General features: G+C 46.6%; 10 protein-coding genes. 2 read left to right on the top strand and 8 right to left on the bottom strand.

The window, feature by feature from the left end:
- Window positions 1-183: 183 nt before the first annotated feature.
- From Pan54_RS05285 to Pan54_RS05275, 3 genes are all read right to left on the bottom strand, one after another.
- On the bottom strand, window positions 184-1848 hold the full coding sequence (locus Pan54_RS05285; RefSeq protein ID WP_207310043.1) for a sodium:proton antiporter: 1665 nt from the start codon (window positions 1846-1848) through the stop codon (window positions 184-186).
- A 487-nt stretch (window positions 1849-2335) separates the two neighbouring features.
- A complete protein-coding gene (locus Pan54_RS05280) occupies window positions 2336-4243 on the bottom strand; it encodes a sensor domain-containing diguanylate cyclase (protein ID WP_165441594.1) in 1908 nt (635 codons plus the stop codon).
- A 207-nt stretch (window positions 4244-4450) separates the two neighbouring features.
- Window positions 4451-4816, bottom strand: coding sequence for a response regulator (locus Pan54_RS05275; RefSeq protein WP_146502518.1), 366 nt, complete (start codon window positions 4814-4816; stop codon window positions 4451-4453).
- Window positions 4817-5356: 540 nt separating this feature from the next.
- Here Pan54_RS05275 and Pan54_RS05270 point away from each other — a divergent pair.
- The gene (locus Pan54_RS05270; protein WP_146502517.1) at window positions 5357-6031 is read left to right on the top strand and encodes a response regulator transcription factor; all 675 of its coding nucleotides are present in this window, start codon (window positions 5357-5359) and stop codon (window positions 6029-6031) included.
- A gap of 215 nt (window positions 6032-6246) precedes the next feature.
- Here the strand turns inward: Pan54_RS05270 and Pan54_RS05265 are convergent, their stop codons facing one another.
- From Pan54_RS05265 to Pan54_RS05245, 5 genes are all read right to left on the bottom strand, one after another.
- The gene (locus Pan54_RS05265; RefSeq protein ID WP_146502516.1) at window positions 6247-6915 is read right to left on the bottom strand and encodes a hypothetical protein; all 669 of its coding nucleotides are present in this window, start codon (window positions 6913-6915) and stop codon (window positions 6247-6249) included.
- Window positions 6916-7031: 116 nt separating this feature from the next.
- Window positions 7032-7916 carry a hypothetical protein gene (locus Pan54_RS05260; protein ID WP_146502515.1) on the bottom strand — a complete coding sequence of 295 codons (885 nt, stop codon included), beginning with the start codon at window positions 7914-7916 and terminating at the stop codon, window positions 7032-7034.
- A 193-nt stretch (window positions 7917-8109) separates the two neighbouring features.
- Window positions 8110-9738 (bottom strand): hypothetical protein, encoded by a 1629-nt coding sequence (locus Pan54_RS05255; RefSeq protein ID WP_146502514.1) that lies wholly within the window; start codon window positions 9736-9738, stop codon window positions 8110-8112.
- 80 nt (window positions 9739-9818) lie between these two features.
- Window positions 9819-10556, bottom strand: a complete 738-nt coding sequence (locus Pan54_RS05250) for a PP2C family protein-serine/threonine phosphatase (protein WP_146502513.1) — start codon at window positions 10554-10556, stop codon at window positions 9819-9821.
- Between the two features lie 314 nt (window positions 10557-10870).
- Window positions 10871-11596 (bottom strand): PIG-L family deacetylase, encoded by a 726-nt coding sequence (locus Pan54_RS05245; RefSeq protein ID WP_146502512.1) that lies wholly within the window; start codon window positions 11594-11596, stop codon window positions 10871-10873.
- A 308-nt stretch (window positions 11597-11904) separates the two neighbouring features.
- Here Pan54_RS05245 and Pan54_RS05240 point away from each other — a divergent pair, with 308 nt between their 5' ends.
- Window positions 11905-15930 (top strand): hypothetical protein, encoded by a 4026-nt coding sequence (locus tag Pan54_RS05240; protein WP_146502511.1) that lies wholly within the window; start codon window positions 11905-11907, stop codon window positions 15928-15930.
- The last annotated feature ends 174 nt before the right edge of the window (window positions 15931-16104 follow it).

Raw genomic sequence — 16104 nt, 5'->3', positions numbered from 1 at the left:
TGTGCCGATTCACTTCATTTTGGCAATAATTCAGGTGGCTCGCCCATCAATTCGTTCTGGGTGTGCCATTCTGTAATCAATGATTATTCGTTTAAAGTCTTTGCCAATGGTCCAAAATCGCATACTGTCAAGTAGTTTCCCTGCCGTACGCGGTTGATCTTAACCTTTGGCATTGACTCGCTGTTACAGGAAAATCAATGTCGTGATCAGAAAAATCGGTACGAGAACAGCAACACTGTAAAACATGTAGCCGAAGAAACTGGGCATGCGGATATTGTTCTTTTCGGCAATCGCTTTGACCATGAAGTTCGGACCATTGCCGATATAAGTCATCGCGCCCATGAAGACCGCTCCCAGACTGATCGCAACCAGGAAGATTTCGGAGACCCCCGCGACTGTATTGCCGATCGGTTCCATCGTTTTCGCTGTCTCGAAGAAGACGACATAAGTCGGAGCGTTGTCTAAAAAGCTCGACAGCGTTCCAGTTCCCCAGAAAAATTTCATCGGGGAATCAAATCCCAGTGTTTTTCCATACACATTTAAAATCTGCACGGGAGGCTGCATGCAGATAAAGATTCCTGAAAACAACGCAGCCACTTCGACAATAGCATCATAATTGAAGCTGTTTTTACGGCGAACCTCACTGGTCGTCGTCAATAATGAAGCGGCAGTAAAGAGCAGCATCAGCATTTCACGAAAATACATTGGGGCCTTGAAAGATGTTCCCGGAAATGGCTTGGAAGGATCAAGCGTGGCGACACAAATCACAACCCCAACCAGCCAGAGGAGGTTCAGCGATCCAAATACTTGCAATGCAGGTGCATCGGAAGATTCGATTACGAATGACTCTGCCGACTCTTTTCTCACAAACATTGTGTCCCAGAAGAAATAAACAACCAGGATAGTCAGATTGGCAAACAGCCACATCGGCCAGAGTTTAAGCGTCCAGAAGAAATCGACTCCTCGCAGGTATCCAAGAAACAAAGGGGGATCGCCGATCGGCAGCAGACATCCACCCGTATTGCATACTGCGAAAATAAAGAAAATGACTGTATGAGCAACGTATTGCCGGTTGGCATTGGCTGACAGTAATGGACGAATCAAGAGCATTGCGGCTCCGGTTGTTCCTACAAAGCTGGCCAGCAAGGCTCCCAGGCCAATCAATCCCGTATTGACATAAGGCTTGCCGACAATCCGCGCCTCAATCGCGATGCCACCGGTGATCACATACAAGCTGAAAAGCAAGGTGATAAACGGAATGTATTCTGCCATGAGCGCATTTTTCAACACGGTCACCGCTGCCGGTATTCCAGGATCAGAATGCCCATGTGAAATATGATCGTGAACGCCATGTCCATCGACAAAAGCGTAGTACAACAGAGTAATAACGCCTAAGCCGGCAGCGACAAGAAAACGGTTCGAGTTCTTTTCCCACCAATGTTCGGTTTTGTGAAACAGAGGCAGAACTGCAATACAGAGCAGCAAAGCCACGAAAGGAAGCACACTGTATGCGGCGGGAACATGGGCTAATCCAGCAGTATGCTCGGCATGCTCGGCCGAATCTGCAGAAGAGTGGTCGTCTTGCTCAGTATGGTCGTCATGATCGTGTGCCGTATCACTATGACCGTCTGGCTGATGCCCTTCCGAGGTTCCAACTTCCAGAGCATGCTCACCATGATGAGTTTCCTCAGTCGCGTGAGACTCAGGAACGGCATGCCCTGTTTGATCACCAACTGAAACTTCGTATCCAACCCAGAGACCTGTCGCCAGCACCATGGAAAGAACAACAAGAACGCCTTTTTTCTTCTGTATTTGCTGTGACTCAAGCGTATTATGCGATTGCTCCATCCTGAAACCTATTCTCTCCATTCAGCGAACGGTCTGGTGCCCTGTGAGGGCTTAGTGTTGGTGGTCAAGTAACTGTAACGCACTTCAATGCCACGTTGTCATACGATTTCTAATTGATCGAATTGGCATTCCGTATTCATTCACCTGGCTTGATTGTGGAACCTTACCAGGTGAATTTTTCCTTGTGTTCGTATGTAAGAACGTGTATCGGATTTAACAACGATCTTTAATTTGATGATTTCAAACTGACTCCATCAGTTTTTTTCTCAATTCTGCTCGGTACCTGTCTAATGGTTTGGAATCATCGGATATCTAAAAGTTCCGTCAAGTGATCGCCGCACCGAAAGCTCCAGAATGATTAAGAATTTGACGATATGCCTTCCGGCTATTAGTGCCTCAGCTGCAAAATCATGCAGCAAGATGCAACAAATCTAACTTTTGTCCTCACAAATTAGATTCAGTCAACTCGTTAACAGAGTGGAATTTACTATTGGGCAATTGCCATCGTCGACATGATTGACTTTCGATATTGCGAATAGAGTTCCCGACTGCGTTTCTCTGAGAATAAATTATTGGCCGTCATAGAATTCATCAAGCGATCTGGTGGTTCACATTGCCAGCAAAGCAGAAGATGTAGATTTTCTGGTGTCAAAAATCCCATTTCGAGAGCCATGTCGCCAATTCGTTTTCTTGGACTCGCCTTTTGAGCCATTGTGAGTTGATCAACCTGCTCGTAATCCATCATTTTGAAATCGACGGCTAGTTGGCCGAGCGATCGCTGATCTGCAGGAACTTGAAGCAGGATTCGCGAGACTGCCATGATGTCTAAAATTTCATTCGACACGAGCCAGCGACTGAATTTCAAATTATTGACGGCTTTAATCAGTTCTCGCTCCTGAGCATTAATCAAGCAACGATGATGCGCCTGATTCCGGCCTTTCTCTTTAGACTCATATAAGGCCTCGTCAGCCTGTTTGAGGATTTCTTCACCACAATCATTATCCTGCCGACCAGGCATCATAATCGTCGTTCCAAAACTGGCTGTCACAGGAACCCTCTCATTGAGATGCATAAAGTCTTCCTGCTCGATTGCATCGCGAATTCGTTCTGTCAGCTTCTCCACACCTTTTTCCGTAGGTCGATGTACGATTACGACGAATTCTTCACCCCCATAGCGGCAAAAAACATCAGCTGCTCTTAAACTGCGACGAAAGACTTCTGCAAACTGTCTCAGGACGTCATCGCCAAATTTATGCCCAAAGGTATCATTCAATAACTTGAATTTATCGATATCACAGAAGATCACACAAACGGGCAGACTGCGGGCCGATGCATCGCGAATTGTACTTTCAAAAGCTTCATCGAAATACGCACGATTATAAGCTCCAGTTAAAGTGTCGGTGGTCGCTTTCTGCTGCAGCACTTCATTCTGACTAACCAGCAATTGTTTTTCCCGTTCAAATTGCATTTTCTGTTCGCTGGCCAGGAGTGTTTCACTCCGGGCACGCATTGTCAGTTCCAGCAATTGTTGATTGGCTTGAGACATGATTTCACTGGGAGAATCGATGTCGCTCATGTCAACGTCAAAAAGATTTCCGGCAGCTTCCATTCGTTCGTGGATTTCCTCCAGAAACCGATCGACTTCCACCCCATCCATGCCAAAGAAATGGCTGGATATTTCTCGAATCCGCTGAATTGCCAATCCACTCGATGATGAATTGAAATAATCTCCAACAGCGTTGGAAAGTACTATCGCTGCCTCCATATCATGTTTGCCCGGAGTCAGCTCATCAAATAGGGTCTGCGTCGAAAAATGCTGGAGACGGATCCCCTGCACCATAGGAGCGGGCAAACCCCATTTTTCAATAAGTTTGCCAGAGACCAGAGAATGATCAAGTCCAAGAAATTCATGTTCAACTTTAAAGAGTTGTCGCTCCTGAGATTCGTATGTGACCAGAACCGGATAGTATTCTCTGGATATCGCCTTGAGCATCGCCAGCCTGCCAATGTCGACAAGTAAGCCAGCCATGAAATATTCACATTCCAAGCCAGGCTGACATCGCTTGCCGATAGCCTCGCCCGCTACGGCATTGATAATCGATTGTTTCCAGTAATCAAGATAAAAGTCCTGCATCGGCCCACTGGAAATCGATTCATCTGCCAGTGAAAAACTCAACGACAAAGAGGTAATGACCGTTGTCCCCAACAACGTTACGGCTCGTTCGATCGAGTTCACTTTGGTATTGAAACTAAAAAAGGAAGAGTTCGTCGCCTGCAGGATCCGAGCAGTAATTGCGGGATCGGTTTTGATCAGATCAACGATTTGTTTCAGTTCCGTTTCCGGACTTCGCGAAAGCTCCAGCAAACGCACTGCCACTGCTGGCAATGTTGGCAACTGTGGGGAATTCCATATCTTTTCTGCATCAAACATATTAATACCCAAGTCTCACTATAATATCGCATCACTGTGTCAGGCTATATTTCAAGCTGACATAACGGTGCTGCTGAGTCCTAATTTTGACTGATGGTCATTCTCAAGACATTCCAACAGTCTTGCAGGTCACCATCAGCAGTTTTTTGTCAATCAAATCAAATCACTTGACTACACAAGGCATCCCAACCATTTAGACAATTTGGTTTGAATGGTTTCTGGCGAACAGGGTTTCATGAGATAATCTGTGATTCCTGCTTTCATGGCCGTTACGAGGTGACATCGATCGGCTTCACTGGTTAACAGAATAATCGGCAGGTTCGGATGTTCATTTCGGATTTGAGTGATCAGTTCAATCGAACTGAGATTTGACCAGTTAATATCGATAAAAACGATATCGAAATCCTGCTCCTGAAATAGTCCCCAAGCTTCAGACTCCCGCTCGACAGCAACTATTTCGCGAATTCCCAATCCCCGAAAGCATCGCTGTTGAACCAGTCTCCAGGATTTTGAACGATCAACGAGCAAAACTCTCATGTCGGTACCTATTACTATCGGGCTGCCTGGAATTTCCTGTTTCCATTTTCAATGTCGAAAAAAGGAAACATTGCTTCATTAAGGCTAGGTTACTTTCTGAGAGAATGAGGCATATTCACGACAGTTCTTAATGAAAACACTGAAATTTCATAGACCAGTTCCTTTGATTAGTCCGCTTAAAGCAGTTACGAGGATTCCTCTTCAAGTAGCGACTTACAAAAAATCGTTTTCACGAATTTGAGTGAATTTCCTGAGTGCACTTTCCCATTTCATTCAATTCACAGTGGTCTCATTCATACTGGCCTCATTCCTTGAGAAATGGCATGTGACAGAATGTGTCATAGACAATTCCCGGGATTCGTGTTCGTCATCGACATGCCTTAGAAAATGTTAATCATGTCCATTGGATACATTCGATGACAATTGTGCCCCGCAGTGCATCGACAGAAATTCAAACAAGACGAACCTCTCAATCAATAGCAACACATACAAAAGCGAGTTTCTCTCTCGTTATATTTAATACCAGAGAGTCGAGCGGTGATGAGAATTGATCAACAAGCACAGACAGAAACTCAAGCTCCCAATTCACTGATAATCTTTACGGAAACGGAATTTCATGGTGAGGCAATACGTAGTTTACTGACCTCATGGCAAATCTTCGGTAACGTCATTCACGTACGACAACCAGCTGACTTGCACTCTCAACTCCGTCAAACATCCGAGCCGATTATCTTGCTCACCGCGAAAATTCACGGCTGGTTGACTCATGACTTTATTGTTCAGATTCGTGAGTGGGATGCATCAAGCCGAATAATCATATTGATTCAACACAATCTTAAATTCTCATTGAATTCTCTTCGAGAAGTAAAGCCTGACGGAATAATAAATCTGAATGATTCACTTGTTGAAATATTCAATGGATTTCGTGATGTTATCGATGGACAATCCTATTGCTCAAAATCAATTGACCAGAGAACGCTTCAGTTGAATCAGAAAAGTTCGAAGGAAAAAGATCGCAACGGATTGACACCCCGCCAGCGGGAAGTTCTCTGTAAATTAGCCGAAGGACACACGGTGAAAGAGATCGCAGAAATGATGAAATTATCTGCCAAGTCGGTCGACAGTCATAAATATCGCATCATGAAGAAACTCAATTTAAGCGACCGTGTTCGTCTTGCTCGCTTTGCAATACGGGAAGGTATGATTGACCCATAAAATCAATTTGGGTTCTACACAACAATCGCGTCAGGCCACTTCAAAAGCAACACGCCGCAATCGCAAGGGTGTTTCAGCAGAATTTCGAGTCTTCATTTCCTTACGAAATAGGGCGAGTGTGAGTTCAACGACTTCAGGTTGAGTTTGAAGTGGTTTTGAAGAATTTCGCAGACTGAAACCCTGACATTCAAATGCATTGGAGAAACTTGCCTGAATTAAGCGGCTTTGGAATGCGGTACGACCTTTTGATATTGGATCGCATTCCCTGTTTTTCCAATTGCCTCTGCGGCTCCACTCTCTCGCAGGCAATAAGCAATTTGCTGGGCGAAAGATCGTGTGACCTGTAATATGCCGGCAATCTCAGATGTGGAGAATTGCTCAGGAAGACGAGTTGGCAGCAGTGAATACAAGTCTGCTGGAACGCGAAGGATCCGCTGATCGATGACTTCGACCAACTTTCGATCTTCAACACGATACCCTTTTCGAGACCTGCGCTTTTTCGGAGGTCTTCGTGTTTCTTCGATATCTACCAAGAGCAATTCCAGCGTCAAACGTGGTTGAGGGAAAATGGTGACGAAGTGAACCATTTCTTCAAAAACATCCATCCAGTCTCCTATTGTGCGGGAAAGACTTCGACTGAGCGTTTGACTCCACTTGCGTTGAATGACATATCGATTTCGAACAACGGGTTTGACAATTGTCATGTCGTAATCGGCAGCCAGATCGCGGATTTTATCTCGAATTGCAGCCAGAGAACTGCATTGAACTTCGATCAGATGCTCCCCCTGGACGACATCGATGCGATACGCTCCGAGTTGTTGTTCCGAAGTGGAGCCAGGCAGGCAATATCGAGACTTGAGTTGCTGATGCAGGGTCGTTTCCATGGCTCCGCCATTTCCAGATAATTGATTCGATGAAATATTATTAACTCTGCTGGGAAGAGTTCGCTAGAACATTTTCCATTTTGTATTCTTGACAGTCCTGGCGAAGGCTCTTTCGCTCATAGATCTCGATCTGTCTTATCATCCCGTTCAGCTAGAGATTTCGTATTTCGGTGAGATTTTTCCAAGTCGTAATCTGAGATCTGCTGCTCAGTGGCATGTTCGATCCTCACGCGATGATCACTTGGTGTCCAGGTCAATTCCGAATCCAATCCTGTCCCAGGCAGTTCTTCAAATGGCATCCCATAGACATGAAGTGTATCGATAATGTCTGACATGGGATCCTGCTGGCACTCCATCGGTAAAAATGGAGAAATTACGTCCCAGTGTCGCTGAATCAATTCCACATTCTCCAGGGGAACATCGATAAGATTTTCAGCACGGTCTACGCGCGCAATCCAAGCAGCCTGATGAATCACCTCATACTTATCTTCTTCCGGCAATGTGGCAAAGATATCCTGCTGCTTTTGTAATTGGGCGAGTTTGATGCGCCCCTCCCGAATTATCATTTCCAATTTGTCTTTGTCCGTGTAGAAAGTTCGAGCTGCTGCCATGCAGACGGATTCTGCCAAACCAAGAAACTGACGAGTCGATAACTGATATTCATCCAGCAATTTCTGAAGTAGCTGATCATTTTCCAGTCTGGAGACAACGGAAGCTGAAAGCCAGTGCCGACCATTGGACTTCTGAAACTCTCGAACTAAGCCAGCAATAGTCAATTCCCGATCAAATTCCCATTCTGGTGCCTGGGTGAATAACAGTGGTAACGGTGGGAGTTGATGATCAGGAAGTCCATGGACAATTTTTAGAAACTGACTGACCTCCGAGGCTTTGAGCAGTTCATGGGGATGCTTTACCTCATTAAAGACTTTTTCTTCCTTGCTGCATCCCGTAAGAAGAGTCAGGCACATCATGAAAACAGTGGCAATCGATTTGCTGACCATGAAGGAAACTCAGTCATGAGAATGTGTCTGAAGAACAGCCTGAGGAATAGCTCGCCTGCCAAAATGAGCATGTGCGAATAGAAACCGAACGTTCTTTACTCGATTATCGCAATTTTAAGCCAGACTCTTCATCTGATTCCGCATTCTCGCTTCAATCGGACTTCTTTCTCAGACTCAAGTCCATCTATGAGGATTATTTGAGAAAGGAGGAAAAATCGAACGCATCGATATGGATGACGGTAACAATGGCAACGATACCCTGGCAAATAAAGAGGCAAAAGTAGAACGTTCGAGACCGATCGAATGAAGAGTTCGTGAGACATTGATCCAACAAACCACCTCCAGCTGAAAGAAATAATGGCGTGAGAAAAATCCAGAGTCGAGCCGCTTCGCCCATGTTTTTCCCACTGAGCCACAACAGACTCCAGACAATTGTCACAGCTAACGTCCATGCGGTTGCCGAAGTCCAGACTCGATGTTTCAAGCTCGTCAACAAAGTCCCCAGCACAAGAACTGTGACCACTGGCCCTAATGCAAATATCAATTCGAGTGGATTCACAAGCAGCCACCAAAGATATGTCCTGGTATTGTGATCGTAAAACGTCGCATGATTCTGCAAGTTCAATCGCCAGATCGTCCACAGATTCAACTTGAAGATCAATGCAGTGAACAAAGTCATCACAACAAACACGACCAGGGAGCCGATCGCAGGTTTCCAATGCAGTCCTCGAATCAATTTCGAAACGGAATGCTTGTCAAAGCGATTTTGATCATTTTGCATTGTTTCAAAGAGTGAATTGAGAATCACCCACACGGCAAGAATTACAGGCACGACGATTACTGCTAACGAAATTAAACAGCCGAACCAGAAAATCAAACCTGCTAACAAACTGAGTCCGATCGAATTCCTGCGGACCGACAAGATCCAGCAGGCAGTTACCCAGGCCGAGAAAAAGGGAAGCAGCAAATCTGATTTCGGAGCAAACACAGATAACGAAGGAATCAATGGCCACAAACCCGCAACGAGCCAGGCCGACCGGAAAGGAACAAATTGCCAGGTAATGAGGAACAAGGGGATAACAGTTAATGCCGCGACCAAACTAGTCACCCAGAGATTGAGTGACAAAACAGCTCGATGCGATTCCGTAAAAACTTGACCATTTTCCCGAGCAAGTTGCTCAACAACATCCAGCCCATCGTGAAGCGGTTGCGACTCCGTTTCGATCAATAATTTCGAGAGCGCAGGAGAAGCCGTGCATATCGTTTTTAACACTCGAAAATAGAGAATCAAACCAGGAGGGTGGGTCCCCTGATGCAGATAATCTCCCTGCCTCACAACATCTTCATAGCCTGCCAGAAATTCCGTGGAAGTCTCCTCGTTATTCATAGCAGCCGTGTAGTAACCCGACATACGCGGATAATATGTGACCCAACTCGCCCCCGCCGTGCCATATATTCCTGCCGGAACCGAACGCAATGTCGGTATCAATATCCACGATGCGATTACCAATAACAGCAATACCATTGCGATCCGCACACGTCCAGATTGATCAAACCAGCGACTTCCCATCCACAACAAGGTCAGATAACCAGTGCACAGGAGAATTGTAAACACCACTGCAAGCAACTCGGTATTTCCCGAAGGGATCCGAGGCCAAGCCCATTCTCCAGAGACACCCAAAGGCAAATGGGTTGAGCTCAGCACGATGACTTGAAGTAATGTGATTGCAATTGTGGCTGCGATTACAAGCAGGGACAAGAAAGACTGTTTGTGGACGACCTCAGGAACATCGACGGAAGTCTCGGTCGTCTCTTTACTCACAATTTATGAACCCGCAAGAAGTGACTTACCGCTGGTTGCAGCGACCTGTCGTGGTATAATTCGATTCCATCGGGACGGCACTAAACATCGAGTACGATACAAGTAATGTTATCTTTTGACCCACCTTTTTGTGCTGCCAGAATGATCGAATCCGCTATTTGTTGAGGATCATCATCCGATTTGAGCAATTCACGCAGTTCGTTATCATCCAGCCCATCGGTCACGCCATCGGTACAGAGAAAAAATCGATCGCCGGCTTGATATTGGATTTCATGGGTTGAAACCCCTTCTCCCCCCTCTTTTGATCCCAGGTATCTCACCAGAACATTTTTGTAACGATGTGAGCGGGCTTCATCGGGTGAAATTGTACCGGCATCCATCAGTGCCTGTACGAGAGAATGATCTTTAGTAATCTGTTCGAGCTTGTTCTTTCGTAATAGATACGCGCGACTGTCACCCACGTTGCCAATATAAAAGGTATCTCCCACCCAGACGAGCAAAACAATGGTGGTTCCCATGTTGTGCAATTCCGGGTCGACTCTTCCAAGAACCATGATTTCCGAATTGGCATTCCCGACTGCATCATCAATCGCGGTACGAATTCGATCAGGAGTATCGTCGATAAAATCAATTAACTCGTTCAGCTTTTTGGGGACTAGCTCAACCGCTAACTGACTCGCTTTTTCCCCGGCACTCTGTCCGCCCATCCCATCAGCCACGATGAAGAAACGATTCTCCTCATCGACGTGAAGATTGTCCTCGTTATTTTTCCGGTAATTGCCGGTAATGCTAAGTTGGCCGATGCGTATGTCTGGCATGATATTCGAGGTTAATTAGTGGCCTGTTGAGGCTTGTCTTATGAAGTATGAGATTTTGTACACACAGAGTATGCCAATTTTTCACCGTATTCGATTAACAATATGGTGTATTAACAGAGTGATGGATTAACAGAGTCAATTTCAGATTGAATTGTGAAGAGATTCCATGTTCTGTCAAGAATCATTCTGACTAAGTCTTACGCCGAACGCAACTTAGAGCATTACTAATTGCAATGTGCCGTCGCTGGAACGATTTTTACCTTAATACTCGGTGTTGCCCCGGCTGTACGCGATACGTTAATTTTGAAACTGCTCTAAAAGAGCGAGGCCATCATATCCCGCACGCCAAGGACAGTCGGACTAATGATCAACTCTCCTGCCGTAAACCCAGCTGCCGCCCCATAATAATGGCTTTGACTCCGCAACAACTCGTAAACATGAGCTTTGGTGGGAGGAAATTGAGTCTCGTAAGCCTCGACGGCTCGAATTTTCGTTTCCAGTGCATCCGAAATATCTGTGATGAAATGCCCGGCTTTTTGGGGTGCGGGCATTTGTCTTAATCCCAATGGATACCACAACTGACGGGAAACCGTATGAACCGGTAAACCATCGAATTCATCGTCCCATTTTGTGAGCCGGGAATAGAAAATGGCCGCATCGGTAATCTGCATCGCCTGCCAGTGGTCGGGTGAGGCCAGCGGAGTTTTATCTGCGATACCAATGACCACTTTGGGTCGATACCGCCGAAAGACCTTGGCCAGCGTGACTCGGGCTTCGTAATTGTCAAACAATTTACGATTCGGCAGATCCAGCGTTTCCCGCACATGCACCCCGAGTATTTCAGCCGCTTTTCGTGCCTCATCCAAACGAACTTCTGGACCAGGACTGAGTGGCGTTGGTTCCCCATCGGTCAAATCGATGATTCCCACTCGATATCCCTGCCGGGATAAAGTCGCCAGCGTGCCTCCACAGCCAATCTCAACATCATCCGGATGAGCTCCAACAGCAATCACATCCAAGGGTTCGGGAAGTTCCTGCATTGCTCATTTTTTCTGGTAAGTGTAGAAATATTAATCGGAGACAGACTTAACCATATCCACTCGGAGGCTCCTGATCAAATGGAGCTAGCCGTGTAAAACATCCAGGAACGGCCTCATTTGACTTTCAGATATACGATGCTGGCTGAATCGATAATTTGAGTTCCCCTTGCTGACAAGCGAGAGGAGGACATAATTCCAGTATGGCATTCTCATAGCTGCAATGAAGACTGGCTTTTGTTAAAGTTTCCATTGAGGAAAAGGAACCAGATAGAACCACAGTATGACTGTGGGAAAGAGTACAGAACTTGATGTCGAAAATTTCATCAGCAGATCGTCCAGACGAGAGCATTATTGAAGCCGCCCGTGGCCTTCTGGGATATTTAAATTTCTCCAATGGCAGCCGGGATTACGGTGCGTTCAACAATTGGAATCTACTGTTCGGACACTTCGGAGTCAGTGATCTGGCTCCTGTTCACGAATTTTTGCAGGAGCAATTGCAAGAGTTGCAGGTCGAAAACCCCGCTTTTCGGGAATCGACACAAGCAACAAATGTACTTGAAATCCTGTTTAGTCATATGCTTGATGCCTATTACAGCTATCATCACGATCTGCTGTTTCACTTTCCCAAAGAACGACTCATTGAACCGTTTTTTATTGCGACTCTTGCAGAAGCAGTCCTGGCTCAACAGTCCACTGCTCAGGATGTCGATAGTCTTGTTCAAAACGCCATCCTGCACGTGAACGATTTTATCGGTTATCGCCCCGTTGCCTTGCTGGAAAACGGGCGAATGGTTCAACCCTACCCGCACGAAAAATCAGCATTGATCCCCTTGTATTTTCAGGAAACTGGAACAGCTGTCGGGAAGTATCAGGACCTCATACAGAAGACACTTTCACTGCTCGAAAAAGTTCCAGAAACAGTGATTACAGCCACCCATTTTCTGAGACGGAACCTCGATGAACTCGCCGTCGATGTTCGCGCCTACGATTATAATCATCCTGTCTTTAAGCGGACGAACTATCTATTCGGAGAATGGGATCCCCATCGCATTGGGCTGGATGGCTACTATCACCGTTTTGTGGTTCGCAGCATCATTCTCGATTCCCTGATCGACTGGATTCAATACAGCTGTCAATTTGAAAAGATCCCTTACGAGGAAGCCCTGTTCGATGCTTCGGCAGCATTGGGAGGCACCATCCTGATGGCTTCCTCAATCAGTGGATCCGGGCCAGATACGTTCGACTCGACCGTCTCGCTCTCGTCACTTCTGCCGATCGTAGCTCGACAAAGGGATTTCTTTTACGAACATTTAATGTCTGAAGTGGATGGCCCGCGAGCCGAACGGCTTTACCAGCAGCAGCAGGTCACTCAACAACCATTCGGGCATGTCCGGCACGCACTGAATATGTTTCTCTCCAATTATGGAGCCCAGCAGGTTCGAAATCGCGAACTGGCGTTGATGTATGCCCGCATGGGTTATGCCGAAGAGAGCCGTCGTCAGTCTGAAATCATCCCTGCTGCCTCGATCCGCTTTGAAACGGAAATTCAATGGCGAATTCGGATTATTCAACAACACAATCATGCTGGCGAATTTGAACAATCATTACCAAGATTGACAGAAATTAAAGAACTCTACCGACGTGGAGTCGAATGCGGTGCCTTCATCGATCCCTGGAACATTCTCGGCTTTCAGGGGCAATTCAATCTTTTCTCCAATCGAGACGACTCCGTTCCAGATGTCAGAGTCGAAATTCTGATCGATGTTATGGAGCAGATTTTTTCGGTCCATGCCGAAACGCTGACCGAAGCGGCGATTGCAGGTCGGGAAGAAATCATCTCCCAACTGAGTGATTCGTTCAAAACCTTTGCAGAACATTGGGATGATTACGCCACCACAACCGTGGAAGATATCCCTAAGCTGTATGGCTTAAAAACTTACGAATCGGCTATGATTGTCGCTCGCACTTTGCTCGCCTGGCACAAAGCCGATCCTGAAGAAAACAGTCTGGCCTTCTGGCGGACACATGTCGAAATGTTCGATTCGCATCTGGCGTATCATAATATCGTCAGCGTACTGCTCGACAAACGGGATTTGAATTCCGCCTTTGGTTTACTGATGCAGTGGTTCAGTCAGATTGAAGAGTCGGATTCGGTTCAGTTTGATGAAACCTTCAGTGTGTCTCTGCTCGAGTGGGCAAACCTCTTAAGGCAATCTGAAGACGATGACTCTCAACTATTTGATCGTTATCGACGTTCACTGGAATTGCTCGAAGCCAATGCGGGCAGTCGGTGGGGAATGCCCCGAATGTCAATTGAAGCCAGTGCGGCTCCTCCGAGCAGTGAAGAGGACGACCAGGACTGGTGGGACGAACCCGCACTGGATGGTCCGTGGGGTCAGGAAGAGGAAGAAGATCCAGACAGCCCATTCGCAGCCGCCTACGAGGGAGTCACCTTTCGCGACTCGGCTGATGATGGTCAGGAAGGAAGTCTTTCAGATGGCTCTTCTCCCTATGAGAATAACGAATTTGAACGCTGGGGACGGTCCTACGAATCCCAACTCAAATTCCTGCAAAGTGTCGCCGAACTTCAGCAGCAGGCCATCATTGTTGCTGCAAGACTGTTAAGAAAATCGGATGCCGAAGAAGCAAACGAGTCTAAAGAAACGTCAGCAACTGTTCGTAAAACGATTGTCGCCTGGTCGAACACGCTCTTTGAATTTGAACGCGAGCTGGGGCAGTTTCTGCACGAAATTCATCTGAAGCAACTCGCTCCCCCATCTGGCAGCCACGATGCCAATATCGAATACGATATTCAGCTGCAGTCAAAACTGTACTTGATGCACAATGTCATCTGGACGTTAACCCGCCTGCGTTTTGTCCGACGCCTGGCCGATTCCCTGCTGTATGATGGTGTCAAAAAACCGAAACTCAAAGACGTCTGGCTGACAGAATTCCTGCATGCAATTCTGTCTCACAATATCACGTCTATTAAAGAATTGTTGCCGAAAGCATTGAAACGTCTTTCCCGTCGTAAGCTGCTATACATGCCGCTCGAAAATGGAGGAACACCTCGTTCCATTGCCGATGCTCAGGAGATGCACGCCCTGCTCCGCTTCCTTGTGACGGCTCTGCCAGCATTAGGAATGTACCGGGAAACCTGGCAGGTGATGGTGACTGCCTACGACATGGAACGATCTTCCCGTCCTCGCGGACCTGCGATCACTGAATTTGATCGATTGTTTCGACTGGCCCTCTCAAACACATTATCCAATATGCTCAAATCGTCTCAGAACTGGCGATCTGGCAAACTGGAAGACTCCGAACTGATTGATATTCTCACCGAAGTGGTCGATCACTACCGCGATATCTGGCTCCGGCACAGCGAGACCATGCGACTCTCGGCTGCAGAAGCGATGAATGTCGATTCCGTCTGGCAGGATACGATCGAATTCATCCACAAATACGGTTCCGATTTATTTCATGCCCGTAATTTGACGCTTGGTTATGTCCGGGCCATTGTGCAGACTGGCGTTGAAGAATTTCTACAATATCTGGATGAAAACGACGATCCGATTCACCCGAATCCATTGATTGAAGACTTGCGTGACAGCGTGATTGAACCCCGCGAAGCGGCTGCTCATCTGGAAATGATTTATGGAATTCTGATCGACAAGTTCGATCGCTTCCTCGAATACAACAGCACGACCACGCACTCCGACTATGGCGAAAGATTCGATTGTTTTCTCGACTTCGTCCGCCTTGAAGCCGAATATGATCGGGACGACTGGAATTACACGCCGTATCGCATTGCTCATGAAGCGTTGATCGAAATTGGCCGTTATCAAGCGGCCCAAAACTGGGAACATATTTTCGCGATCCGCAGTTCCGAACAAGCCGATGAGCATCTTTTAATTCTGCACGACCTCGAAGCTCAATACGGCGTCAAACTCCCGGCTCTGAAAGATCACATCGAAGAACGATTCGTCAAGCCGATTGCCATCAATCGTATGCTGGCACTGGTGCGGGAAATTATGGAAGAAAAAGACGAATCTGTTCGTCGCGAATACTTTGATGACTTGCGTGTGCAAATAGAACAGTATCAAGACGGTACTTCGGGAACAGGCCTTGAGGTACCTGAGTGGTTGCGAGTGCTCGATCAGGAACTCCGTAACTTTGAAGCTCCCGAACATTTGAGCAACGATCCCTACGGCGAGCAGATCATCATTCCGGTAACGATTAACCTGCGGGAAATGCGACGACAACTCAAAACCTGGAACGACGATTTCATGCCGAATCCACGAAAACAATCGAAACGTCCTCGGGATAAATCGTAAGCTTGTTCGTTAATTTTTTAGAATTTCACATCGGTACAAGCATGAAGCGCAAGTGAGTGTGACATAATGAGGCTTATTCAATAACACACTTGCTTGCGCTTCGTGCTTGTAAACTCTGATCCAAAACTTCATTGTACTCAGTCCCTTCATCGAACTTATAACGGAAATCCTGGA

This window comes from Rubinisphaera italica, assembly GCF_007859715.1.
GTDB classification, from domain to species: Bacteria; Planctomycetota; Planctomycetia; order Planctomycetales; family Planctomycetaceae; genus Rubinisphaera; species Rubinisphaera italica.
Note: the sequence above shows the minus strand (reverse complement) of the source record. Positions and strands in the feature narration are given on the sequence as shown.